This window comes from Streptomyces sp. DS1-CR2 (assembly GCF_055760475.1).
Genome location: NZ_CM147085.1, coordinates 8,080,970 through 8,104,024, shown reverse-complemented (window position 1 = coordinate 8,104,024; position 23,055 = coordinate 8,080,970). Strand labels below are relative to the sequence as shown.

At 68.7% G+C, this 23,055-nt stretch carries 23 protein-coding genes and 2 pseudogenes; 15 read left to right on the top strand and 10 right to left on the bottom strand.

The annotated features are described in order from the left end of the window. Positions 1 to 22 precede the first annotated feature (22 nt). Positions 23 to 1,021, top strand: coding sequence for a glycoside hydrolase family 43 protein (locus tag ACY0PA_RS37875; RefSeq protein ID WP_473081907.1), 999 nt, complete (start codon positions 23 to 25; stop codon positions 1,019 to 1,021). An 89-nt stretch (positions 1,022 to 1,110) separates the two neighbouring features. After that, positions 1,111 to 3,420 (top strand): beta-L-arabinofuranosidase domain-containing protein, encoded by a 2,310-nt coding sequence (locus tag ACY0PA_RS37870; protein ID WP_473081906.1) that lies wholly within the window; start codon positions 1,111 to 1,113, stop codon positions 3,418 to 3,420. A gap of 776 nt (positions 3,421 to 4,196) precedes the next feature. Here ACY0PA_RS37870 and ACY0PA_RS37865 read toward each other — a convergent pair. The 9 genes and pseudogenes from ACY0PA_RS37865 to ACY0PA_RS37825 form a co-directional block, all read right to left on the bottom strand. Further along, positions 4,197 to 4,493 (bottom strand): annotated as a pseudogene (locus tag ACY0PA_RS37865) (lytic murein transglycosylase); the annotation flags it as partial. A gap of 187 nt (positions 4,494 to 4,680) precedes the next feature. Beyond that, complete coding sequence (locus tag ACY0PA_RS37860) at positions 4,681 to 5,577, bottom strand: carbohydrate ABC transporter permease (RefSeq protein ID WP_473081905.1); 897 nt, start codon at positions 5,575 to 5,577, stop codon at positions 4,681 to 4,683. After that, a complete protein-coding gene (locus ACY0PA_RS37855) occupies positions 5,574 to 6,530 on the bottom strand; it encodes a carbohydrate ABC transporter permease (RefSeq protein WP_473081904.1) in 957 nt (318 codons plus the stop codon). Before ACY0PA_RS37855 ends, ACY0PA_RS37860 begins: the two co-directional genes overlap by 4 nt. A 66-nt stretch (positions 6,531 to 6,596) precedes the next feature. Continuing rightward, entirely contained in the window at positions 6,597 to 7,961 is a 1,365-nt protein-coding gene (locus ACY0PA_RS37850) for an ABC transporter substrate-binding protein (RefSeq protein ID WP_473081903.1), read from the bottom strand. Beyond that, a complete protein-coding gene (locus ACY0PA_RS37845) occupies positions 7,958 to 10,129 on the bottom strand; it encodes a beta-galactosidase (protein WP_473081902.1) in 2,172 nt (723 codons plus the stop codon). The genes ACY0PA_RS37850 and ACY0PA_RS37845 overlap by 4 nt, the downstream gene beginning before the upstream one ends. Before the next feature lie 75 nt (positions 10,130 to 10,204). Beyond that, positions 10,205 to 11,236, bottom strand: a complete 1,032-nt coding sequence (locus tag ACY0PA_RS37840) for a LacI family DNA-binding transcriptional regulator (RefSeq protein WP_473081901.1) — start codon at positions 11,234 to 11,236, stop codon at positions 10,205 to 10,207. 293 nt (positions 11,237 to 11,529) lie between these two features. Next, positions 11,530 to 11,709, bottom strand: a complete 180-nt coding sequence (locus ACY0PA_RS37835; RefSeq protein WP_473086630.1) for a hypothetical protein — start codon at positions 11,707 to 11,709, stop codon at positions 11,530 to 11,532. Then, positions 11,697 to 11,840 (bottom strand): annotated as a pseudogene (locus ACY0PA_RS37830) (IS5/IS1182 family transposase); the annotation flags it as partial. The pseudogene ACY0PA_RS37830 and the gene ACY0PA_RS37835, both read right to left, overlap by 13 nt. 43 nt (positions 11,841 to 11,883) lie before the next feature. After that, a complete protein-coding gene (locus ACY0PA_RS37825) occupies positions 11,884 to 12,663 on the bottom strand; it encodes a phosphotransferase (protein WP_473081900.1) in 780 nt (259 codons plus the stop codon). Between the two features lie 78 nt (positions 12,664 to 12,741). Between ACY0PA_RS37825 and ACY0PA_RS37820 the strand changes: the two genes are divergently transcribed. The 13 genes from ACY0PA_RS37820 to ACY0PA_RS37760 all read left to right on the top strand — a co-directional run bounded on the left by ACY0PA_RS37820 (position 12,742) and on the right by ACY0PA_RS37760 (position 21,730). After that, on the top strand, positions 12,742 to 13,092 hold the full coding sequence (locus ACY0PA_RS37820) for a hypothetical protein (RefSeq protein WP_473081899.1): 351 nt from the start codon (positions 12,742 to 12,744) through the stop codon (positions 13,090 to 13,092). Continuing rightward, a complete protein-coding gene (locus ACY0PA_RS37815; RefSeq protein WP_473081898.1) occupies positions 13,089 to 13,772 on the top strand; it encodes a collagen-like domain-containing protein in 684 nt (227 codons plus the stop codon). The genes ACY0PA_RS37820 and ACY0PA_RS37815 overlap by 4 nt, the downstream gene beginning before the upstream one ends. 93 nt (positions 13,773 to 13,865) lie before the next feature. Further along, entirely contained in the window at positions 13,866 to 14,507 is a 642-nt protein-coding gene (locus ACY0PA_RS37810) for an HAD family hydrolase (RefSeq protein ID WP_473081897.1), read from the top strand. 107 nt (positions 14,508 to 14,614) lie between these two features. Further along, positions 14,615 to 15,790: a helix-turn-helix domain-containing protein gene (locus ACY0PA_RS37805; protein WP_473081896.1), complete on the top strand. Its 1,176-nt coding sequence runs from the start codon at positions 14,615 to 14,617 to the stop codon at positions 15,788 to 15,790. 92 nt (positions 15,791 to 15,882) lie between these two features. Further along, positions 15,883 to 16,080, top strand: coding sequence for a hypothetical protein (locus tag ACY0PA_RS37800; protein WP_406337393.1), 198 nt, complete (start codon positions 15,883 to 15,885; stop codon positions 16,078 to 16,080). Next, positions 16,077 to 16,505 (top strand): ATP-binding protein, encoded by a 429-nt coding sequence (locus tag ACY0PA_RS37795; protein WP_473081895.1) that lies wholly within the window; start codon positions 16,077 to 16,079, stop codon positions 16,503 to 16,505. The genes ACY0PA_RS37800 and ACY0PA_RS37795 overlap by 4 nt, the downstream gene beginning before the upstream one ends. Next, positions 16,502 to 16,993 carry a hypothetical protein gene (locus ACY0PA_RS37790; protein WP_473081894.1) on the top strand — a complete coding sequence of 164 codons (492 nt, stop codon included), beginning with the start codon at positions 16,502 to 16,504 and terminating at the stop codon, positions 16,991 to 16,993. Before ACY0PA_RS37795 ends, ACY0PA_RS37790 begins: the two co-directional genes overlap by 4 nt. A 201-nt stretch (positions 16,994 to 17,194) precedes the next feature. After that, positions 17,195 to 17,350: a hypothetical protein gene (locus ACY0PA_RS37785; protein ID WP_473081893.1), complete on the top strand. Its 156-nt coding sequence runs from the start codon at positions 17,195 to 17,197 to the stop codon at positions 17,348 to 17,350. A 92-nt stretch (positions 17,351 to 17,442) separates the two neighbouring features. Beyond that, a complete protein-coding gene (gene tgmA, locus ACY0PA_RS37780) occupies positions 17,443 to 17,736 on the top strand; it encodes a putative ATP-grasp-modified RiPP (RefSeq protein WP_389534951.1) in 294 nt (97 codons plus the stop codon). Continuing rightward, a complete protein-coding gene (gene tgmB, locus ACY0PA_RS37775; RefSeq protein ID WP_473081892.1) occupies positions 17,733 to 18,701 on the top strand; it encodes an ATP-grasp ribosomal peptide maturase in 969 nt (322 codons plus the stop codon). The genes tgmA and tgmB overlap by 4 nt, the downstream gene beginning before the upstream one ends. Continuing rightward, the gene (gene tgmC, locus ACY0PA_RS37770) at positions 18,688 to 19,893 is read left to right on the top strand and encodes an ATP-grasp peptide maturase system methyltransferase (RefSeq protein ID WP_473081891.1); all 1,206 of its coding nucleotides are present in this window, start codon (positions 18,688 to 18,690) and stop codon (positions 19,891 to 19,893) included. Before tgmB ends, tgmC begins: the two co-directional genes overlap by 14 nt. Before the next feature lie 306 nt (positions 19,894 to 20,199). After that, a complete protein-coding gene (locus tag ACY0PA_RS37765) occupies positions 20,200 to 21,165 on the top strand; it encodes a pirin family protein (RefSeq protein WP_406337400.1) in 966 nt (321 codons plus the stop codon). Positions 21,166 to 21,277: 112 nt separating this feature from the next. Then, positions 21,278 to 21,730 (top strand): hypothetical protein, encoded by a 453-nt coding sequence (locus tag ACY0PA_RS37760; protein WP_473081890.1) that lies wholly within the window; start codon positions 21,278 to 21,280, stop codon positions 21,728 to 21,730. A gap of 24 nt (positions 21,731 to 21,754) precedes the next feature. Here ACY0PA_RS37760 and ACY0PA_RS37755 read toward each other — a convergent pair. Further along, positions 21,755 to 23,007, bottom strand: a protein-coding gene (locus ACY0PA_RS37755) for an IS3 family transposase (protein WP_473081889.1) whose coding sequence is annotated in 2 segments (ribosomal slippage) — positions 21,755 to 22,725 and positions 22,725 to 23,007 — 1,254 coding nt in all. Because the reading frame shifts where the segments join, the coding sequence is not laid out codon by codon here. Positions 23,008 to 23,055: the final 48 nt, after the last annotated feature.

Sequence of the window (23,055 nt, the reverse complement as noted above, 5' to 3'; positions counted from 1 at the left end):
CTCCCCACACTCAGGAGTGTTTGTGCATCAGCCGAAACCGGTCTACGTCGGCTACCTGCTCGTGTATTTCGTCGGCAACCCGTCAGTCGACGACGAACGGATCCGGATGGCACTCAGCCACGGCAACGACCCATTGCACTACCGGGAACTGAACGACGGAGAACCGGTCCTGACCTCCGGCCTAGGCACCGGAGGCGTACGCGACCCCTTCGTGATCCGCTCCCCCGACGGCGACAGGTTCCATCTGATCGCCACGGATCTGCGAACATCCGGCGACGCCGAGGACCAGGTGCAGCTCACCTGGGACAGAGCCGAGCGCGCAGGCAGCAGGTCGATCGTGGTGTGGGACTCCTGCGACCTGGTGAACTGGACCGGTCAGCGCCTCGTCGAGGTGTCCCCCGACACCGCCGGCAACACCTGGGCGCCGAAGGCCTGCTACGCGGACGAACTCGGCACATACGTCGTCTTCTGGGCCTCGAAGCTCTACGCGGAGGACGACCCCGGTCACACGGGCACGACGTACAACAGGATGCTCTACGCCACCACCACGGACTTCCGCACCTTCAGCGAGCCCACCCTCTGGCACGATCCGGGGCACGCCGTGATCGACTCGGCCGTGATCAAGCACAACGGGGTGTACTACCGCTACACGAAGGACGAGCGGGACCAGACACCCTCCGTGCCCGGAGCGAAACTCATCATCGCCGAGAAGTCCCGCGAACTGACCTCCACCACCTATGAGTTCGTGGTCGACCGCATCGGCGAGGGGGCCGTCAGCCGTGGCGAGGGACCGGCCGTGTTCAAGGCGAACACGGAGGAGAAGTGGTACATGTTCATCGACGAGTTCGGGGGACGTAACTACGTCCCGTTCGAGACGACCGATCTCGACTCCGGGAAGTGGATCCCGTCGACGAGCTACCGACTGCCCCCTGAGGCCAAGCACGGCTCGGTGCTCCCCCTGACCCTGGCGGAATATGACCGGCTGCTGAATGCTTACGGCGGTCAGGCGAGCGATTCCTGATCGCTTGCTCATTCACTCGCGCCCGCACGATCAGTCGCGATTCTCTCCACCGCAGGCCCGCAAGGTTCGAACGAAGGAAACGAGCACCAGTGCAGTCATTCCCCCGCAGCGCGGTACGTCTCCTCCCCGGCCCGTTCCTGGACGCGCAGGCCACCGCTCTCGACTACCTGCTGTCCCTCGACACCGACCGGCTCCTCGCACCTTTGCGGCGCGAGGCCGGCCTGCCGCCGGTCACCGAGTCGTACGGCAACTGGGAGAACTCAGGGCTCGACGGCCACACCGTCGGGCACGCGCTGTCGGGTGCCGCCCTCATGAGCGCGGTGACGGATGATCCCCGGCCGAAAGCCATGGTCGAACGTCTGGTTCAGGGCGTCGTCGAGTGCCAGGACGCCCTGGGCACCGGCTACGTCGGGGGCATACCCGACGGCGTGCGGCTGTGGGAGCGGGTGGCAGCGGGACAGGTGGACCCTGACTCGTTCGTGCTCGGTGGCGCCTGGGTGCCGTGGTACAACCTGCACAAGCTCTTCGCCGGCCTGCTGGACGCCCACCGGCACGCTGGTTCGGACCTGGCCCTGACCGCCCTGCGGCGGCTGGCCGACTGGTGGGACCAGATGGCGGCGGGGATGGACGACGACACCCATGAAGCCATGCTCCGCACGGAGTTCGGCGGGATGTGCGAGGCTCTGGCGGACCTCGCCGACGTCACCGGCACGGGCCGCTACGCCGCGCTGGCAGGGCGCTTCCTCGACCGCTCGCTGCTCGGCCCGTTGCGCGAGCACCGCGACGTCCTCGACGGGATGCACGCCAACACCCAGATCGCCAAGGTCGTCGGATACCAGCGGCTCGGCGAGGTCGGCGGCGACCACGGTCTGCGGGACGCCGCCCGGTTCTTCTGGCAGACCACGACCCGGCACCGGACGTTCTCCTTCGGCGGCAACTCCGTAAGCGAGCACCTGCACCCCCGCAACGACTTCAGCTCCGCCCTGGAGTCGCCCGAGGGCCCCGAGACCTGCAACACCTACAACATGCTCAAGCTGAGCCGCGCGCTGTTCCTCGAAGAGCCGGACGCCGAGGTGCTCGACCACTACGAGCGTGCGACGGTCAACCACATCCTCTCGTCCCTGCATCCCAAGGGCGGGCTGGTGTATTTCACACCGGTGCGACCGGGCCACTACCGCGTGGTGTCGACGCCCCAGGACTGCTTCTGGTGCTGCGTCGGCACCGGCCTTGAGAACCACTCGAAGTACGGCGAGTTGGTGTACACCGCCGAGGGTGGCGACGTGTTCGTCAATCTCTTCATCGCCTCCCGACTGAGCCTGCCCGAACAGAAACTGTTGCTCGAGCAGACCGGGACGGCCCCCTACGACGACGAGGTCAGACTCGCGGTACGCGAGGCTCCCGCCACCCCTGTGGCGATCCACATACGCGTCCCCGGCTGGCACGAAGGGACGCCGCAGGTCCGTATCAACGGCGCACCGCCCGAGGGTGGGCCCGCCCCGCTCACAACGCGTCGCGGGACAGGCGAACAGCCCCTGACCTACGTGCGTCTCGAGCGGCAGTGGCGCGCAAGGGACACGGTCACCATGAACCTTCGCCCGCGCATCAGCGCCGAGCTGCTCCCCAATGGCTCGCCCTGGGTGTCGTTCCGCTTCGGACCCACTGTCCTCGCGGCCGAGGGCGACCGCGACGACCTGGTCGGGCTCTTCGCCGACGACTCCAGGATGGGACATGTCGCCGACGGCCCGTTGCGCCCCCTGGAGCACCTGCCCGTCGTGCTCACCCCGAGCGGCGCCGATCCGGCGGCCGGCGTACTTCGGCTCGCCCCGGACCGGCTGGCGTTCGCCCTGGAGCACGTGGACGCGCGACCGGGCGAGTCCGTCACCCTCGTCCCGTTCGCAGGCATCCACGACTCCCGCTACGTCCTCTACTTTCCCGTGGCTGAACCGGAGCGGCTCCCAGAGCGGCGGGCGGAGCTGCGCGCGGCCGATGAGGCGGCACTCGCGCTGCACGACCGCACCGTTGACGCCGTGGCCGCCGGCCAGCAACAGCCCGAAAGCGACCACGGGCTCGAGGGTCAGGACACATGGTCGGGCCTCACCGACGGGCTGACGTGGCGGGCCGCCGCGGGATGGTGGTCCTACCGCCTGACGGACCCGGAGGGCACCGCTACCGGCCTTCAGATGACTCACCTCTCAGGCGGAAGTGCCGGATCGACCCGGGTACTGGTCGACGGACACCTGCTGTGCACGCTCACACCGTCGCCGGACCCCGAGGACGAGGAAGTCTCCCAGGTGTTCCCGCTCGACGCGGACCGTCCTGCCGGGCCCGTCGAGGTTCGGTTCGAAACGGTCGGCCCGGCGCCCACCATCCGGCTGCGCGAAGTGCGCCTGGTGCGCTGACGCGACCCACCACACGGACAATCCGAAATGGGCAGGCGTATCTTCCACCACAGCGGTGCAGACCTGACGCGTATCGCGGACGGCGGGTACGCCGCGATCCTGAGAGTCGCCTGGAGAGCCGGCCCCGGCCTGTGCCTGATGACCGGTCCGGCCGTCGCCGTCTCCGCGTTCGCGCCCCTGGGCGTGCCGGCGGCCGTGGGCGGTGTGATGGGTAACGCTCCTGGTCCGGCCGCGCGCGACCTGGACTCTCCGCCAGGGCGCGTCCCCTTGAATGGACGGCGGTAGCCCGGGGTGAGGTGGTCGGTCCCGCGGTCACGATGGCGTCCGCCACCCCGCGCGCGTTCCGAGGCCGGCGGGTCGGCGTCGTGTGAGCCCCGTTTCCTACGACGCCTTGGGTGAGGGGAACAGCGGGGAAGGGCTGTACCCGGGTGACGGCAGCCGCAGGGAGGGCAGTGGGATCGGTTTCGGATCGTCGGACGGGGGCCGCTTGGTCGGGCGTCCGGGCGGCCTCGGCTTTGACGTGTCCCCTTCCTTCCCGTCGTCTGTCGGGCTGCTCTGCCCCGAGGGCGTGGCGGGCTGCTTCGACTCGTGGTCGTCCTTGTCCGGCTGCGGCGACGACGGTTCGCTCGCGCCCGGGGTCCCGCGGTCGCGACGGCCTGGTGCGAGTAGACCCGCATCCAGCTCAGCACCAACTCCAGGTAAGAATCGGAATGGTTGTAGGCGAGCACGGCCTTGCGGATGCCGGCGTCCTGCGACAGGTCGCCGCCCGCCGCGCACAGATACCGCCCGGCGGCCAGCCAGGCGTCGTCGATCTGGCGCGGGTCGCGCACGCCGTCACCGTTGCCGTCGCTGCCCCAGCGCTGCCAGGTGGACGGGATGAACTGGGCGGCGCCTACGGCGCGGTCCCAGACACGGTCCCCGTCCCAGGCACCGTGGTCGGTGTCGTGGATGGCTGCCACGCCCGGACTGCCGTCAAGTCGCGGGCCGAGTATCGGACTTCGTGTTCGGCCCCGCGCATCCAAGGCGCCACCGCGGGCATGCCCTGACTCCACCCGGCCGATCGCCGCGAGCATCGGCATCGCGATCCCGCACCCCGGCGCCTCGGTCTCTGTTGCCCACAGACCAAAGATCAAGCCAGCGCTTCGGTAACCCTGCGCCAGGTGTATGGGCCGGTGTTCCTCGAGCGCGACACGCGCTGCATGCATGTCGCCGGAGCGACCGCGAGACCGGACGGGGGGGACCTGGGGCGGCAGACGAGTGTCAGTCCTTGACGGAGCCCGTGGCGAGGCCGCCCTGCCAGTAGCGCTGGAGCAGGAGAAAGGCTGCGATGAGCGGGAGGATCGAGACGAGTGATCCGGTGATGACGATCGAGAACAGGGCGTGGGCGCCGCCCAGTCCGCCCGCTTGGGCCTGCCACTGGGCAAGGCCGATGGTCACGGGGTACAGCTTCGGGTTGTTGAGCATGATCAGCGGAAGGAAGTAGTTGTTCCAGCTGGCCACGAGCTGGAAGAGCAGTACGGTGACGAATCCAGGCAGGAGGAGACGGAAGCCCACCTGCCAGAAGATACGGACCGCGCCGGCTCCGTCCATCCGTGCAGCGTCGATGAGGCTGTCGGGTACGGCATCCTCGGCATACACCCGCATCAGGTAGAACCCGAAGGGGCTCACCAGCATCGGCACGATCACCGCGAGCGGCGTGTTCACCAGCCCGATCTTGCTGAACAGCAGGTACGTCGGAATCGTCAGCACGGTGCTGGGCACCATGATCGAGCCCAGCACGATGGAGAAGAGCAGATTGCGTCCCGGGAAGCGGAACTTGGCGAAGGCGTACCCGCCCAGCGCCGCCAGAAAGGCCGCCCCGACCGAGCTGACCACGGCGTAGAGCGCGGTGTTGAGCAGCCACCGGCCGTAGATGCCGCCGTCGTAGGTGAACACGTCATGCAGATTCCCGAAGAAGTCGAAGCCACCGCCGAACCACAGGCCGAACGTGGAGAACAGCGAGCCGTTGTCCTTGGTGGCCGAGACGACGAGCCAGAACAGGGGCAGCAGGAAATAGACGAGACAGGCCAGCATCAGGAGGGTGAGCACATTGCTGCGTCGGCCGGACGGACGCGGAGCCTGAGTGGAATCCGGGGTGGAAGTGGTGTGGCTGGTCATGACCGGCGGGCCCTCCGATGGGACGCGAGTTGCACGGCGTAGGAGACGACCACGATCACGGCGCCGAGCAGGAAGGAGACGGCCGAGGAGTAGTTCACTTCCTGATTGGTGAAGACGAGCGTGGAGGCGTACATGTTCGGGGTGTACGAGGCACTGATGGCGTCCGGCGCGATCCCGGACAGCAGCTTGGGCTCGTTGAACAGCTGGAAGGTGCCGATCACCGAGAAGATCACGCTCAGCATGAGCGCCTGTCGGATGGCGGGGATCTTGATGTGCCAGGCGATGCGCCAGGCGCCGGCGCCGTCCATGGCCGCGGCCTCGTACAGCGTGGGCGGGACCGACTGGAGCGCGGCGAACATAATGATCATGTTGTAGCCGACGAACTCCCAGGTCACGATGTTGGCGAGGGAGGCGAGTATCCAGTGCGGGGTGAGGAACCCGGGAGTGGCCAGGCCCACGCCCCGGGCCAGTTGGGCGAACGGGCCGAAGTCGGGACCGTACAGATAGCCCCACATCAGCGCGGCGATGACGCTGGGGATCGCGTACGGCACGAAGATGCCCAGCCGGATGAGACGGGGGAAGCGCAGTCGGCCGCTGTCCAGGGCGAGGGCGAAGAACAGAGCGGCGCCCAGCATGGCCGGCACCTGGATGACGAGGAACCGCGCCATCCGCAGCACGCCGTCTCGGAAGAGCGGATCGTCCAGTGCCTGCCGGTAGTTGGCCAGGCCGGCGAAGACGTTACCGCCGACCAGCTGCTCTCGGAACAGGCTCAGATAGCCGGAGTAGCCGAGGGGGATCACGAGCAGGGCGACGAAGAGGATCGCGAAGGGGGCGGCGAACGCGTACGCGGTCAGCGCCTCGCGGGTGGAGCGCCGCCATGGGCGGCGGGTGGCGTGGATGGCCGGCGGCAGGGTGGGGCGTGCGGGTGCCGCCGGTGGGACGGTTCGGCTCATGTCGTGTCTTCCCTCCAGCCCCGTGGACACCGGTGGTGGTGTCCACGGGGGTTGGGTGTGTTCCGGTCAGCTGCCGCCGACGGTGAAGCCCTGCTTCTTTGCGTATCCGGTGACCGAGTCCTGCCACTGGGTGAGCGCGGCGGTGAGGTCCTGCTTGCGGGTCATCGCCTTGCCGACGGTGTCGTTGAAGTCGTTGAAGACGTAGTCCTGGAAGGGGCTCCAGGCGAAGTCCGTCTTGACTGTCCTGGAGATGGCGGAGAAGGCCCGGTTCACCTTCTGTCCGCTGAAGAAGGGCAGCGGCTCGTCCAGGAACTCCTGGTTGTTAAGCAGCGTCGTCGTGGCGGGGAAGAGGGACTGTTTGGAGGCCAGCATCTTCGTCGACGCGGGGTCGCTGTTCAGGAACTGGGCGAAGGCCGCTGCGGCGGCGGGGTACTTGCTGGTGCGGACGACCGCGCTCGTGGAGCCGCCCGTGTTCCCCGATACCGACTCTCCCGCGTTCCACTGAGGAAGTGGCGCGACGCGCCACTTGCCCGCCGTCTTCTTCGCGGTTCCCTGGAGGAACATCGGGCCCCAGGCGGCGGTGAGCCATGTGGCGTACTTGCCGCTCGCCAGGCCGCGGTACCACTGATCGGTGAAGTCGGGGTCGGTCGAGACGTTCTCCGACTTGACCAGCCCGCTCCAGTAGTCGCTCACCTTCCGGGCAGCCGTGTCATCGATGTTGACTTGGAGGTTCGTGGAGCCGGTGCTCTTGAACGGCCGCGATCCCGCCTGCCACAGCAGTCCGGTGTAGGCCGCGCCGTTGCTCGGGGACATGTTGGTCAGGTACGCCTTCGGGTCGGCCTTGTGTAGCTTCTCGGCCGCGATCGCGAACTCCGCCCAGGTCGTGGGCACTTTGATGTCGTACTTCTCGAAGACATCTTTGCGGTAGAGCATCCCCATGGGCCCGGTGTCCTGCGGGATGGCGTAGACCGAGGAGCCCTGCGAGACCTGGTCCCACGCCCATCCCTCGAACTTGCTCTTGATCTTGTTGGCTCCGTACGGGGCCAGGTCGAGGAGGCTCTTGGTGATGGTGAAGGAGGGGACCTCGTGGGCCTCCAGCTGGACGACGTCGGGGGCCCCGCTGCCCGCCTTGAGGGCGGTACGGAGTTTGGGGTACTCGGCAGCGGGCGCGCCGGCGTTGACCACCTTGACCTTGATGTTGGGGTACTTCTTCTCGAAGAGCTTGACCTCGTCCTCGATGCCGTTCAACCAGCTCCAGAACTCGATCGTGGCCGGCTTCTTCAGCTCGGCGGCCATATCGACGGCCTTGGTGGTGCCACCACCCGCCCCGTTCGGCGAGCCGCCGGAGCAGGCCGTGAGCACGAGCAGGGCGAGCCCGCAGGCGGCCGTACTCAGCAGGCGCGAGCGCCTGCCCTTTGTCGGAGAACTCATCGTCTCTCCTCCTGTCTGTCGCTGTTCTCTGCGTTCTGCAGGGACTCGGATTTCCCGGTGCTCTCTGCCTGCTCGGTGGGCCGCTCGATGAGCACCCGGACATCCCACGGTCCGAGCGAGAGCTCCGATCCGGCATCGAGCGCTTGCCCGGACAGCAGATCCATGACGGGCATAGGCAGGCGCGCGGGCGCTGGCTCCCACGACCAGTTGCTGACGAACCGCAGGCGGCGTCCGTCGGCCGCGCGGGCCCCGGTCACGGTGACCGAGGCGGGCATGGCGCTCCACGGATCGTCGGGCAGAGTCTTCTCCGCCACCCAGCGGGCCAGGTCCCGCGCCATGGCGGCATCGGGCAGCGTGCCGAGATAGGTGACGCGGCCGGCACCGTGCTCGTTCGTCACGACGGCGGGCCAGCGGCCCAGGTGCGGGTGCTTGTACCAGGCCAGCGGCGAAGCGGTGTCCGGTACGAGGGCGTCCGCCCAGGCCGTCGCATGGCCGTCCAGCCCCCGCACGGGCACCGGCTCGGCGAGGTTGCTGTACTCCAGGTAGTGCGCCCCAACGGCCTCCCGCATGATTCCGGGCATGACCTGAGGGCGTGGCCTGGCCTCTTCGTCCGCGTAGCCGGAGCGGAAGGTGAGCATCAGGTGGCCGCCGTGGTAGGCGTACTGTTCAAGCAGCTGCAGGAGTTCGTCGCTCGCCACATACAGGGCGGGCACCACCAGCACCGGCCAGCGGGCCGCGAGCGCCTCGGCATCCGCCCCCAGCTGCTCCGGGCTCAGTACGGCGGCCTGGAGGCCGGCGTCGAACAGACCCTGGTGGAGGGTTGCGACGACGCGGTCGTACGCCCGGCGGTCCGGGGCCCCTCCGGTCCCCGTCGCGATGGGCGGCTGGAACTCCAGCGCCCACTTGCTCTCCAGCGAATACAGGATCGCGACGTCGGCCTCCGGTTCCAGGCCGGCGAGTACGTCCCCGGCACGTCGCAGCTCGACGCCCGTCCGGCTCAACTCGTCGTAACAGCGGCCCGGTTCCAGGCTGTGCCCAAGGACTCCGCCCCAGTGCGTCTCCAGGCCGAAGTGCAGAGTGTGCCAGTGCCAGTACTCGATCGCGGCGGCGCCCCGGGCCACCATCGCCCACACGGCCTGACGCCACTGGCCGTCGAAGGCCGGGTAGTTGACGTGCGACTCGCCGATCGACTGGGCGTGCGTCTCGGTGACGAGGAAGGGCTCGCGGCGTATCCCGTACGACAGGTCGGCCTTGAGGTACAGCGCCCAGGCGCCGGACCAGGGCAGCCACCACGGTCGGCCCGCCGCCGACGACTCTGCGGGTGCCGGGTGCCGCAGCCCCTCCTGCATCGGGAAGTAGATGTTGGTGGCGGTGACGTCCAACCGCTGCCCGAGCGCCACTTCGTCGAGGGCCTTGCGGCCCAGGTCTATGCAGGTCGTGACGAACTGCCCGGGGGACGCGAGTTCGCGTACGATCCCGGCCTGCCAGCCGATGAACTCGGTGGTGAGCCGGGCCTGATAGCGGCGCCACGCCAGGTCGTAGGACGGCGTGGTGTTGCCGTCCGGTGTCCACAGCTGCGACCAGTCGCTGATCCGGTGGGACCAATAGGTCAGCCCCCAGCGCTCGTTGAGGGCCTCAACGTCGCCGTACGTCGTACGTAGGTGGTCGAGGAAGCCCTGGAACACGGCGGGGTTGTGCAGCAGCTCGATGCCGGGTTCGTTGTCGACCTGCCAGCCGATGACCGCCGGATGGTCGGTGTAGCGCCGGACGATCTTGCGGATGACCCGTTCTGCGAGATACCGGAAGGCCGGGTGGGTGAAGTCCGCGTCCTGCCGGCCGCCGTACGGGACGGCCTGTCCCGACCTCGCATGCGCAGCCGTCTCCGGGTACTTGTGGCGCAGCCACGGCGGGACGGCATACGTCGGCGTGCCGATGATGACCGAGATGTCCCTGGTGTGAGCCTCGTCCAGGACCGGCTGGAGCCAGTCGAGCGCGAAGCGCCCGTCCTCGGGTTCCCACGTCGACCAGACGGACTCGCCGACGCGGATCACTGAGAATCCGGCCTGCGCCATCAGGTCGAGGTCGGTGGTCAGTCGCTCGTAGGGCTGGTACTCGGCGTAGTAGGCCGCGCCGAACAGGAACCGTCCTGCGGCTGAGTCGACAGACATCGAGCTATTGGTAACGTTAACAATCTTGGCCTGAGACTGCGCCGCGTTCGCGCTCATGAGATCGGTTCCTTTGTTTCAGTTCCGGGCCGCTGGACCCGTGCTGCTGCGTACGACCAGTTCGGGCTGGACCACGGTCAGCCCGTCCCGCCCTCCCATGCCGTCGATCTGGTCCACGAGCAGATCGAGGGCGAGCCGGCCCGCTTCGCCGAAGTCCTGGCGCACCGTGGTGAGCGGCGGCCAGAAGTAGGCGGCCTCGGGGATGTCGTCGAAGCCGACCAGGCTCACGTCGCCCGGCACGTCGAGGCCGGCCTCGCGCAGGGCGAGGAGCATACCGAGGGCCATCTGGTCGTTGGCGGCGAACACGGCGGTGACGTTCTTGCGCCGGACGAGCCGCTTGCCCTGCTCGTAGCCCGATCGCGCCGTCCAGTCCCCGCGCAGGGGCGGCGGTGCCTTCCGCCCGTGCTCCGTGAGCGTCGTACGCCAGGCGGCTTCGCGCGCCTGCGCCGAGGGCCAGTTCACCGGTCCCGCGAGGTGCCAGACGGTCTGGTGACCCAGGGACAGCAGATGCTCCGTGGCCTGACGGGCACCCGCGTGCTGGGCGATGCCGACCACCGGCGCGGACTCCTGCTCGATGTCGACATCCACCACGACCACGGGCGTGCCCCTGGTCAGGTGCCGCAGCGCCTCCGCCGCCCAGTCGTGCGGTGCGGACAGGATGACGCCGGCGAGCGACTCCGACATCAGGCCGCGCATCACCTCCTCGCCCGAGTTCTGGCCGGTGGACTCCAGTGTGGTGACCCGCACGGTGTAGCCGGCGTCGCGAGCCGCCTGTTCGATGCCGAACAGCGTGGTCGCGGGCCCGTAGAGCCTGGTGTCGAAGGCGACCACACCGAGCACGCGTGACCTGCCGGTCACCAGCGTCCGCGCCGCACTGTTGGGCCGGTAGCCCAACTCCGTCACCGCCGCGAGGACCCGGGCCCTGGTGCTGGCCTTGACTCCGGGGCTCTCGTTGAGCACCCGCGAAACGGTCATCACCGAGACCTGCGCCAGCTGCGCCACATCGCGGAGGACCGCCGGGCGCCCGGCCCGGTCAGTGGACGGCGTCAAAGGACATCACTTGCAGATCGCTCCCTTGGTTTCTGGAGTGCTGACGGGACGTTAACGTTAACGGCGTGCCGGATTCAAGCCTTCCGCGCGGGAAACCCAGCGGATGCGCCGGAAGGGAACTCGGGCCATTGCCTGCGGGGTCGGGCGACAGGCCGAGGGCCCGGGCCCTTCTGAGGAGCTCGCCGCAGGCCGCGTAGCCGTGGTTCACGTCCTCGATGCCGAGCGCCCGTCCCGCGACGCCACCGGGGCCGGCACACCGCTGTCGACGGCTCGCACGTTCTGGACCAACAGCCTTATGAATTCCGGGAGTTGCACGGGCGCGGCAGCGGCAGGCATACCGTGTGGGAGCCGACGGCGGCGGGCGCGTCCACGCCGCTGAGGGCGCTGAAGACCGGCGCGGTGCCGCGTGCCGTGTCGATCGCGGGCGAGCCGGTGGCCGACTGGTCCGCGCTCGCGCGGCTGGCAGGCCCCACGGCCGCCCCCGGCGCACCTCGTCGGCGCCTTCGCGGCGCAGCGCGGTCACCAATCTTCCGAAACATCGCGGGCTCATCCCGGTGAACGGGGCTATCCAAGACGGTTCCGACGCCGTGATCACACCAGCCACACCAAGATCATCTCACCCGTGGTCTACGGGCTGGAGATGGTTGTCACTGGCGCCCAGCGTCCAAGAGTGCGTCGCGTTCCGAGCGGATCCAGCACTGCTCGGCCAACATCTCGGCCGCGTCACCGCGGGCGAGGAAAGTCGCCCATGGCTCGGTGCCCTGCCTGCCGAGGCGTTCGATGCGCGCGGCCTCGCGGGACTGAAGGGCATCCAGCGCCTCGATCACAGCTACGGGCTGCTCCCCGTAGGCGGCACAGAGCGCATGAAGGCGAGCCCGCAGGGTGCTGGAGCCAGTGACCGACGCCCGTCGCTGCTGCTCCAGAGGCCGCAAAGGGGCGACGTACCAGGCGAGTTGGGCCAAGTCGTCGATGGCATGGCCGGGTGCCGCGAAGTCCCAATCGATGAAGCCAGCAAGCTGGCTGCCGTCCCAGATCGAGTTCCACGGCCCGAGGTCTCCGTGTCGGATCACCATGCCTGGCCGCCACTCTTCTTCCTGGCCCAGCCAGTGGGCATCGGCCGGCGGCCGGAAGGTCCGGACGGCATCGTGGTAGCCCCGCAGCCAGCGGCCCAGCTCGCTGACTCCGTGTGAGGAGCGCAGAGCTTCTGGCCAGGGCGTGAATGCGGGCTCGCCATAGAGCAACGACAGCACTTCGTCGGCGCCGTCAGTGCCCAACGCGCGCGGAGCCCTGCTGAATCCCACCGCCTCCAGGTGTCTCAGCAGGGCGTGTACGGCAGGTGTCCACGCGCCTGTCGGCCTACGGATCGTCGCGCCGATCCGTCGCACTGTCGCGACACTGCCGCGGTCAGTGGAGCCGTCCTCAATCACTCGGCCAGCGTAGACCGGCTGACAACACATGTGGTCATGCCGCCAGTTACGGGACAGCACTTAGGAAGGGTGGCCCGTTTGTCCCCCGAGATGGTGACAGCCCTCGGCGGGATCGTCCTCGGGCTGGCACCCATCGCGGCGGGCGTGGTCGGCAAGCGCGGGGCGGACGCCGCCAGGAGCGAGACGACAACCCCGCCGGCCGACCCGGCGGCCGTCGGGCTCGCCTCTCTCGTCGAGAACCTGCAAGAGGAACGGGACAAGGCGCAGCAGCGGCTATCGGAGACCGAGCGCGAGCTGCGCGAGGCGTACGAGCGGCTCACCGCAGCGCACGGCGAGAACGGCGAGCTACGGGTACGGATCGCTCGGCTCGTCGAGGAACGGGCCGAGCTGCGGCAGCACATCGTCGAGCTAGGAGGAACCTCGCCGTGAGACGCACGCAATCCGTGCTGCATAAGGGGTGGAAGCAGTTCCTACTCGCGGGGGTGCTGCTCGTGCTCGCGGGCTCGGTCGCCGCGGTGTGGCTGCGTATCGAGTCCGAGGCGGGTAGGGCCGACCGGCTCGGCGCCGAGGCGACCCGGCGCGGCACTGCCGTAACGACGCTCGCCGACGACGTGCGGGTGCTGCGCGAGCAAGTCAAGGCCGTAGGCGCGACCCCGGCCGCGCCGGATCCGTCGAGGGCGGTCGAGGATCTGCCGGACCGTGTCGAGGCGGTGCCCGGCGAACGGGGCCCCGCGGGGCTGGCCGGACCGTCGGGCCCGCCGGGCAAGGCCACCGACGGGAAGGACGGCAAGAATGGGAAAGACTCGACGGTGCCGGGCCCGCCCGGCGCCGACTCGACAGTCGCCGGGCCGCCCGGTCCTGCTGGCCAAGATGCCACGGGTACGCCGGGCAAGGATGGCACCGACGGAACGGACGGCAACGACGGTAAGCCGCCGTCGAGTTGGACGTTCCAGTACGGCGGCACGACGTACACCTGCCGCCCCGCGGCGGGCGGGTTCGACCCCGACGATCCGCGCTACGAGTGCACCTCACCCCAACCCACACCGGATCCCAACCCGGCCCCGAGCCCGAGCGCCCTCGGACTGCCCGCGGAGCGCCGCCGCTCATGATGACTTGCGCCCCTGTCTGGCCTCACGGCCAGGCAGGGGCGCTTTCGTTGTCTCTGAGAGCATCTGCCGCCGCCGCGTCGGTAGGGTCGCCGGATGATCAGTACCTTCGCATTCGACGTGGGCGAGACCCTCGTACGGGATGACCGCTACTGGGCAGCATGGGCCGACTGGCTGCACACCCCGCGTCACACTGTGTCCGCGCTCGTCGGCGCCGTCGTTGCCCGTGGCCAGGACAATGCCGAGGCGCTTCGGCTGCTGCAACCCGGCATCGATGTCCATGCTGCCTACCAGGCTCGCGAGGAAGCCGGCCGCGGAGAATACCTCGACGAGACGGACGTATACGAGGACGTCAGACCGGCGCTGTCCGCGCTCCGTGACGCCGGGGCGCGCGTCATCATCGCGGGGAACCAGACGGTGAAGGCCGCCGCATTGCTCCGGGCGCTCGACCTGCCCGCAGACCTCATCGCCACGTCCGGCGAGTGGAGCGTCGCCAAACCGTCGGCCGCGTTCTTCGAGCGGCTCGTCGCTGAGGCCGGAGTACCGGCCGACGAGATTCTCTACGTGGGCGACCACCCGCAGAACGACACGTTCCCCGCGCGGGCGGCCGGGCTGCGGACGGCACACCTGCGTCGCGGCCCGTGGGGCTACCTCTGGGCCGACGATCCCGCGGTCGTCGACGCCGCGGATCACCGGATCGACTCGCTCATGCAGCTCGTGCCGCTCGCCGAGCAGTGATTCGCCGACAAACGGCCCCACCTGCGGGTAACAGGCGGGGCCGTTTTCGCCCCTCGCGGTAATCGCGTGGGTACGGTTCGAAGTGGACGCCTCGAACTGGAGCCAGTATGCCCGCACTTGACGCTGCCGCGCTGGGCAAGCGCATCGCAGCCACCCGCAAAGCGAAGAAGTACAGGCAGGAAGACCTCGCGCGCGAATCATTCGTGTCGCTCCCCATGATCAAGGCCATCGAGCAAGGCAAGCGGTACCCGAGCGACACCACCCTCGAAGCGATCGCGGCCGCCCTCGGCGTCGACCCCACCCGGCTACTCGACACACACACCGGCACAGAGACCCGCGTGCACGCCGCCCTGCCCGCGATCTCTGCCAGCCTCGCCGCATACGACGTGCCCCTCGCACCGCCGCGCCGCACCCTTGACGAACTGCGTGCCACCGTCAACGAGGCCGTGAGCTGGCGCCTCGCCGCCCAGTACGGGCGCATCGCGCAGCATGGCCCGGCACTGCTCCACGACGTCCTCGCCGCCTTTCACGTGGCGCAGGACCAGAGGGCCGCGGCCCGGCTCGTCGTCGCGACGGCACGGTCCGTGGACGCGGTCGCCTACAAGTACGGTGCCCGTGATCTCTCGGCCCGGCTCGTCGAGTTGATGCGGTGGGCCGTGCCCTACGCCGAAGATCCGTTGCTATCGGCGTCGGTCGCCTACGTCCGTACGGAAGTGTTCTTCACCGCCCGCGCCCACACAGCCGGCACCCGCGCACTGGAAGCCGCGGTGGACGCCGCCCCGGCGGCCCGCGACGAGGACACAGCAGCAGCGCGCGGAGCCCTCCACATGCGGGCCGCGGTCATCGCCGGGCGCGACGGCGACGCCGACACTGCGAGCAGCCATATCACCCACGCGCTCCGCCTGAGTGAACAGACGCGGGAGGGCACCTACTTGGGTACGGCGTTCGGCCCCGAGTCCGTGCGTATCCATGAGCTGTCGGTCGCCGTGAGCCTGGGGCAGGAGCACATTGACGACGCGTTCAGCGTGGCTCGGGAGTGGGCCCCGTCCAAGTCGCTGCCCGCAGAGCGTCGCTCGGGGTTCTGGATCGAACTTGCGCGGGCGCAGATGTGGGGCGGCCGGTTCAGTGATGCGTTCGAGTCGTTGAAGGTGGCCCGGAGCATCGCACCGCAGCACACCCGCGAGCACCCGTGGACGCGGGAGACGACCGGAACCCTGGTCCGTCTTCGACGCGCCGACGAGGAGTCGCTGCACCACTTCGCGAGTTGGTCTGGGGCTGTCTGACGCAACCCGTCATGGGGATACACGCTGTATCCCTTGCGGCCCCGTCGCCCCCGCATGCTCTGTGCATCACGTCACAGAGCAGGGGTCGAGAGATGAGCGACACGATGGCGGAGACGGTCACCGTCTCCGTGGACAAGGTGAGCATCGCCCGCCTGCACGGTTTCGCGTGCTGGGACTGCGGCGCCGTCACCCGCCGACTGGAACCGTGCGAAACGGTGTCCGTCGCGGGAACCGGCCGGGTGTGGACCGTGTTCCGGTGCGCCGAGTGCCGAGAGCCGGTGACCTCATGAGAAAAGACTCGGGCACGCCGACGCTCCCCCCTCGACCTGGCCAGTCGGGACGACTGGTGTTGGCGGGCGAGCCGCAATCGGCCCGCGCGGCACGGAAGTTCGCCCGCGAGCACGTGCTGCACAGCGAGCCGGATGCCGCCGAGGACTACGTCGACGCGATCGTGTTGGTCACGTGCGAGCTCGTCACCAACAGCATTCGCTACGGCACCGAGCCCGGCGACGCCCTCGCACTCACGCTCCACAGCCGCGGCGGCCGCACGCGGGTCGAGGTACGCGACCCGGTCCGCCGGCACCCGCAGCCGCGGCCCGAGTCGCACAAGCGTGACCGCGGCCGCGGGCTGCTCATCCTCGACGAGCTGTGCCACTGGGGCGTTGACGACACCGCGTTCGGAAAGACCGTGTGGGCCGAGGTGATCGCGAAGTGACGAGGACCGAGCAACTCGCCCCGCCGACCCCCGGCGTGATCGCGTCCCTGTCCGTCCGGCCGTGGGTCGACCGCATCGGCGACCAAGGGTTCGCCCCCATGCTGATCACGCACCCGACGCCGCGCCGCGACGCCGACACCGCGGCCGCGATCGGGCAACGGATGCTCAGCGTCGCGCGAGCGCTCGGCGCCAAGCCGCCACACGCCACGCTGCCCAACGTGGGCGCACGGGTCGCGGTGCACAACGGCGTCGTCCTCGTCCGCCTCGACGGCAGCGAGCACATGCTCACGATGCGCGCCGGCCGATGGGCGCAGGTGATCGTCGAGCTCGGGCAAGTGCTGCTCGCCGTCGGCCTGGACCCGCTGTCGCCGGGCGCGTGCGGCGCCGACGTCGACGAGTACATCGAGTGCTCGGGCAAGTCCGGCCGCCTGTACTTCGCGATCGCCGAGGTCGCCGAGTCGCCGCGACACGTGCAGGCGACCCCTTAGACAGGGTCGCCCAGCGGTCGAGTCCTCCCCCGTGCTCCCGCCGGGCGGCCCGTTGCAACTCCCCCCACTGAAAGGCTTTTGCTGGTGCTCGCCGCATCCGAGTTAGTGACCCAATCGTGGTATCCGACCGCACAGACCGGCGACGGAAACCCATGGATCACCGGCCGGTGCTGGCTGTACTGCCGCCGCCAAGGCATCCGCGTGACGTGGATCGGCCCCGCATGCACCCCCAACGGCGAGCGGCCGATGTACGCCTGCGCCGTCTGCATTGCGGAGCTCGACTACATGGTGCGCGACGAGCAGCGCCGCGACGACTGCGGCGAACTTCCCCGGCCGGACCCCGGCGGCCGCCCCTGAACCCCGCCCCCATCGGCTGAAAGAACCAGCAGTCGGCGGGGGCGGTGCTCCATCGCACGACCCGACCGATCCAACGACAGGAAAGGCACGCGATGTTCAACCACGCAGACCGAATCCCGACCGGCACCCCGCTCCCGCAGGGGCATCTCACGCCCGCCCCGTGGGGGCTGCGCCGACTGGCCGCGTACCCGACCGGCGAGGCTCCGCTGCACACCCGCGTCGAGATCGACCCGGTCACGCAGACGGGCCGCTACTTCAACGCGGCCGGCGTCCCGGTGATGTCGCCGGGTCACGGCACGAGCAGCGGCACCAACCCCTCGACCGGCACGTCGCCCGACGGTCAGGGCGGCGGCGACACGGACACCGGGAACGACACCGACCAGTGACACACGATGCCCGCCCGGTCGCGGTCGTCACGAACGATGACGACCCGACCGCCGATTTCGTGGTTGCCGAGCTGCACGGCCGGGGTGTTCCGGTCGTGCGGTTCGACTCCGGTCACTTCCCCGCGACCCTGTCGTGCTCCGCCCGCATCGGCGGCGGCACGGCACGGTGGCAGGGAAGCATCGCGACCCCGACCCGCGTTGCCGACCTCGACGGCATACGGGCGCTGTACTACCGACGCCCGTCCGGGTTCACGTTCCCCCACCTCGATGAGCAAGACGCCCGATTCGCTACCGCGCAGGCCCGGTACGGGCTCGGAGGCGTCCTCGTCTCGCTGCCCGATTGCCTGTACGTCAACCACCCGCACCGCATCGGCGACGCCGAGTACAAGCCGGCCGGGCTCGCCGCCGCGGCCGCGTGCGGGTTCACGCTGCCGCCGACGCTGATCACCAACCGGCCCGACGACGCACGGGCGTTCGCCAAGGAACACGGACCGGTGATCTTCAAACCGCTGTCGGTGCCGCTGTACCTCGTCGACGGCGAGGCGCAGACCGTGCTCGTCGACCAAATCGACGCCGGCGAGATCGACGACAGCGTCGCCGGGACGATGCACCTGTTTCAGGCCCGCGTCGACAAGGTCGCCGACGTGCGGGTGACCGTGATCGGCGAGCGCGTGTTCGCGGTGCGGATCGACTCGGGTCTGCTCGACTGGCGTACCGACTACCGCACGCACACGTATACGCCGGTCGAGGCGCCGCCGGACGTCGAGCGCGCGCTCTTCGCGTACCTGCGGCACTTCGGGCTCGTCTTCGGCGCGTTCGACTTCACCCTGTCCGCCGGCGGCGAGTGGGCGTTCATCGAGTGCAACCCGTCGGGACAGTGGGCATGGATGGAACTACCGACCGGGCTGCCCATGACCGCGGCGCTTGCCGATCTCTTGGAACGAGGCACCCATGACCGAACCTGATCTCGCCAAGGTGGCGTACGAGCTGCGGCACGAGCTCGCCGAGCACCTCGTCGACGAGGGGTGGCTGCGCTCGCCCGAGTGGCGCGCGGCCGTCGAGGACGTCCCCCGGCACGAGTTCGTGCCGCGGTTTTACGTCCCGAGCGAGACCCCCGGCGCGACGACGTACGTACCGATCACGCCCGACCTCGTCGGCGACGAGGCGTGGCTGCGGCAGGCGTACGCCGACGAGACGCTGCTGACGCAGTTCGACGGCCGGGACATCGACTGGGCGGATCCGCAGCCGATCAGCAACGCGAACCCGACGTCGTCCTCGACGCTGCCCTCGCTCGTCGTGCGCATGCTCGAAGCGCTCGAAGTCGATGACGGGATGACGGTGACCGAGTACGGCACGGGCACCGGCTACTCGACCGCGCTCATGTGCCGCCGCCTCGGTGCCGACCGGGTCACCTCGGTCGAGACCGACCCCGGTGTCGCCGCCCGAGCCGCGGCCGCCCTCGACCGCTGCGGCTACCGGCCGCAGCTCGTCACCGGCAACGGGCTCGACGGCGCCGGCCTCGACAAGGCGGCCGATCGCACGATCGCGACCATGGGCGTGCGGAGCATCCCCGAGACGTGGGTACGGCAGACGCAGCCGACCGGGATCATCCTGGCGACGCTGCGCGGTTGGATGCGCTCGCTCGGGCTCGTGCGGCTCGTCGTCGACGACGAGCAGACGGCGACGGGCCGGTTCATCGCGGGCGAGCCGCATTTCATGATCGCTCGGCAGCAGGACGCGCCTGAGAGCCTCGGCATGCTGCCCGGTCTCGAAGACGGGAAGACCCGCGCGACGCCGCATGGGCCCGAGCTGCTGCGCATCTACGACAGCGGGTTCGTGGCGCAGCTCGCCATGCCGAACGCCCGGTTCTTCACCATGCTGGCCGACGACGGCACCGTGAACACGTACGTGCTCGACTCGACGAACGATTCGTTCGCGGTGCTGTCACCGGACGGCGATGGGTGGACGGTCCGTCAGGGCGGCCCGGTGCTGCTGTGGGACGAGGTCGAGCGGTCTCTCACGCTCTGGCATGCGGCCGGGGCGCCGGGGCCGTCCGAGTTCGGTGTGAGCGTCACAGCGGGCAGTCAACGGGTGTGGCTCGGTACGCCTTCCGGGCCGAGTTGGAGCCTGCCGTCGAGCGAGGTGAGCGACTCGTGAGATATTGGACATTAGGCCAATAGTTGCGCTGTCGTCGCCCCGACCTCCACGATAGGTCGGGGCGGCGCGCGACCTTTTAGGCTTGAAATATGCCCGGGGCGCATGCTTCCCTTGGCACGCGTAACCGCGCGTAACACCAGCAACGCCCATACCCCCACGCCAGGGGAAGGGCAGCCCGACGTCGCCGATCCGTTGCCCCACAATGGAGAGGTGACCGCAGAGCCCCGGCCCCTCGTCTCCGCAAGACCAAGGGTCGGGGCTCCGGCCTATCGGCCAACTGCCCACATCCCCGCTAAGTTGGCCCGCATGAGCAACCTTGACCGTCAACCGGTACCGAGCGCGTGCGGCGGCCGCGGGTTCGTCGTCGCCGAGCCGGTCCGCGAACTACTGAGCCCCCGCCGAGTACGTCTCGGCGAGTCAACCGAGGTACGCAGACTGCTGCCCAACCTCGGACGCCGCATGATCGCGGCGTGGGCATTTGTTGACCACTACGGGCCTGACGACATCGCTGATGAACCCGGTATGCAGGTGCCGCCCCACCCCCATATGGGTCTCCAGACGGTCAGTTGGCTGCACGACGGCGAAGTGCTCCACCGCGACTCGACCGGCAGTCTCCAGACGATCAGGCCCCGCGAGCTGGGACTCATGACGTCCGGACGGGCGATCAGCCACTCGGAAGAGAGCCCGAAGTCGCACGCCCGATTCCTGCACGGCGCGCAACTGTGGGTCGCCCTCCCGGACAGCCACCGCCACACCGACCCTAAGTTCGAGCATCACGCCGAACTGCCCACCGTCACGGCCCCCGGCCTCGAAGCGACAGTGATCCTCGGCGAGCTCGACGGCGCCGAGTCGCCCGGCACGACTTACACGCCGCTCGTCGGCGCCGACATCACGCTCGCGGCCGGCACCGACGTACGTCTGCCCCTCGTACCCGACTTCGAGTACGGCGTGCTGTCCATGTCCGGCGAGGTGAACGTCGACGGCGTGCCCGTGCTGCCCGGCTCGATGCTGTACCTCGGCTGCGGCCGAACCGAGTTGCCTCTGCGCGCTGAGTCAGACGCCGGGCTCGTACTGCTTGGCGGCGAGCCGTTCGCCGAGGAATTGATCATGTGGTGGAACTTCATCGGCCGCACGCAGGAAGAGATCGAGCAAGCCCGCGAAGAGTGGATGACGGGCAGCCGCTTCGGCGAGGTGAAGGGGTACGCCGGTGGTCCGCTCGCGGCTCCGACGCTACCCGCGACACCGCTCAAGCCTCGCGGCCGGACACGATAGCGCCATCAACCGCAGCAAGGCCCACGCCCACCGACAGCAACAGCGCAGTGGGCAGGAGAGAAAATCTTGCTTCGCGCATCAGGCTGCACCGCGCGTCGGTACATTGCCAGGCATGCTGACCTGGGATCTACGGGAAAAGTACATCGGGTGCCGCTTAAACCTAACAGCGCTGCAGCGCCTTGAAGGCATAGCCACCCAAACCCTGAACAACCCCCAGGTGTCTTGGCAGGCTCGCGGCAAAGATTTCGAGTTCGATGAGTCGTCCCTGACCAGCATTGCCGCATCCCAACATGCCGACGAGATCCTCGAACTCACCCTTCAGGTAACCGAGCCGACCACTGAAACACAAGTAATGGTCAAGCTCGGCGACCGGTACTCGCGGACCAAGCACTTTTTCGCCGTCGCCTATGCGACATGGGAGACAAGTTGGTACTCCCACGTACACATCAGGCATCAAAGCCGGTCCGCGGGTGAAGACCTCGGCAAGGAGTTGAAGAAGGAACTACAGAGGGCGCAGATTCTTCGCTCGTACACATCCCTGATGCTCTTGGCGCAGTGGGGATGAACCGTTCCGGGTTCGATCGAGACTCTAGGCTGTGACTGTGACCTGGGGTTTCGTGGTTGCTCGGTAGTAGTTGTTCTCGTATTCGACGGGTGGGATGTGCCCGATCTCACCGTGGAGTCGGCGGTGGCAGTACCAGTCGACCCACTCAGCAGTGGCCAACTCGACCTCGGACAGCGTCTTCCAAGGTCGGCGGGGCTTGATCAGCTCGGTCTTGAAGAGTCCGATCGTGGACTCCATCAGGGAGTTGTCGTACGCGTCGCCGACCGATCCGATCGACGCGGCGATGCCGGCCTTCTCGAGGTGCTCGGCAAGTGCGAACGATGTGTACTGCGACCCGGCATCGGAGTGATGTATCAACTCGCCCTTCCGATAGGGGTGTTGGTCGCGATCACGTTGCCACAGGGCCATCTCGAGAGCGTCCAGGACGAGCCGTGTCTCCTTCGAGATGGCCGCTGACCAGCCGACGATGCGGCGGGAGAAGGTGTCCACGACGAAGGCGACGTAGACGACGCCGGCGAACGTGGCGACGTGGGTGAAGTCGGCGACCCAGCAACGGTTCGGGGCCGGGGCGACGAAGTCACGGTCCACGAGGTCCGGGGCCCGCTCCGCGCTCACGTCGGGAATCGTGGTGATCACCCGCTTGCCGCGGACCGCGCCGGTGATCCCGAGGTCACGCATGAGGCGTTCGACGGTGCAGCGGGCCACCGCGACATCCTGGCGGTTCAGGTGCCGCCAGATCTTCCGGGCACCGTAGACACGGTAGTTGGCCTCGTACGTCTGGGTGATCAGGTCCTTCAGCTCGGCGTCGCGGAGGGTGCGGGCCGCAGGCTTGGCCTGGCGTTTGTGGTGGGCGTAGTAGGTGGACGGGGCGATCTTGCAGTCGTGGTCGGTGAGGACCCGGCAGATCGGCTCGACGCCGCCGAAGCGGCCCTTGTACTCGTCGATGAACGCTACGAGCGTGTGTGTGGCCGGTCGAGCTCGGCCGCGAAGAAAGACGCCGCAGCCTTCAAGATCTCGTTCGCCCGCTTGAGTTCGGCGATCTCCTTCTTCATCGCCTTGACCTGCGCGGACTCCTCCGTCGTAGTGCCCGGACGGGCACCTGCATCGATCTGGTCCTGCCGCACCCACTTGCGCAGCGTCTCGGTCGTGCCGATGCCCAGTTTCTGGGCGACCGCTTTCATCGCGGCCCACTCGGTTTCATACTCGGGCCGCACCTCGGCGACCATCCGCACCGCACGACGGCGCAGCTCAAGCGGGTACTGGGAAGGACGTGCCATGACTCGATCCTCTCAAATGATCGAGTCCCTATCGAACCCGGAACGGTT